This window comes from Burkholderia sp. Ac-20365 (assembly GCF_017104715.1).
GTDB lineage: Bacteria > Pseudomonadota > Gammaproteobacteria > Burkholderiales > Burkholderiaceae > Paraburkholderia.
Map to the genome: position 1 here is coordinate 1 of NZ_JAAGPI010000109.1, position 966 is coordinate 966.

Below are 966 nucleotides of genomic sequence, written 5' to 3' on the forward strand. Positions count from 1 at the left end.
AAGGTGCCCGCGCTGAACGCGATACCCATCTGCGATACGGACAGCCCGAATTCGCGCGCCATGCGCGGCGCGGCGACGCCGACCGACTGCAGGTCGAGCCCTTCGAGAAGTGCGATCGCGAAACACAGCGCGAGCGTGGTCGCGACCGTGGGTTTTTCGGCAACGTAAGTGTTCATCCTGTCTCCAGTCCCATGTCTTGTAGTCGGTCGGCCCGCTGACGGCCGCCGCGCGCCGTCGCCGGCCAGTGGCGAAGCAGCGCGCAAGGTTTCTGCCGAACGGCCGCCTTTATCAGGCAGCCTGATTCACTGGCCGCAAGCATGCCTGCCGGTATCGTGGCCGGCAGGTCGTTGTGCGTGCTTGTTGATGCTTACTGCTCGCGCTTACTGCTTACGCGTAAATCACGTCGGGATCGCGCCGCGCCGGGTCGTACAGCGCGTCGATCGTCGCCGCGCGATGCTTCTGCACGGCCGCCTGGTTCAACGAACCCTTGTCGGTCACTTCGCCGAGGTCGAGCGACGGCGGCGTGTCGATCAGCCGGATGCGCGCGACGAACGTCGAACCGCCGCTCGCCTGCCGGTGCAGCACGACGAGCCATTGCTCGAACACCGCGCGCACGGCCGGCGCGCGCAGCACGTCGGTCACCGAAGCATCGGCGGCGAGCCCCGCCAACGGGCGGCACGCGTCGACACGCGGAACCCCCAGCAGCCCGATGTCGTCGCGATTGATCCCGGTGACGCCCACGTCCTGCACATACGGCGCGCCGGTCGACACCGCGTTCGCGCGCAACGGCCCGACGCTGCCGTAGGTGCCGCTGCTCAGCTTGCAATCCTCGGTCAGCCGCCCGTCGAACAGCAGCCCGCGCTCCGGCCGCGCCGGCTCGGCGAACACGCCCGCATCACCGCTGCGGTAATCGCCTTCGTCGTCGAACACGTCGCGCGGATCGACGTCCGCGTGCCAGTAGCCGCG

Annotated in this window: 2 pseudogenes; both read right to left on the reverse strand. The window is 68.6% G+C overall.

From position 1 onward, the window contains the following. Positions 1–176: pseudogene (locus G3O01_RS44820) on the reverse strand (3-(3-hydroxy-phenyl)propionate transporter MhpT); the annotation flags it as partial. A gap of 211 nt (positions 177–387) precedes the next feature. Next, positions 388–966: pseudogene (locus G3O01_RS44825) on the reverse strand (feruloyl-CoA synthase); the annotation flags it as partial.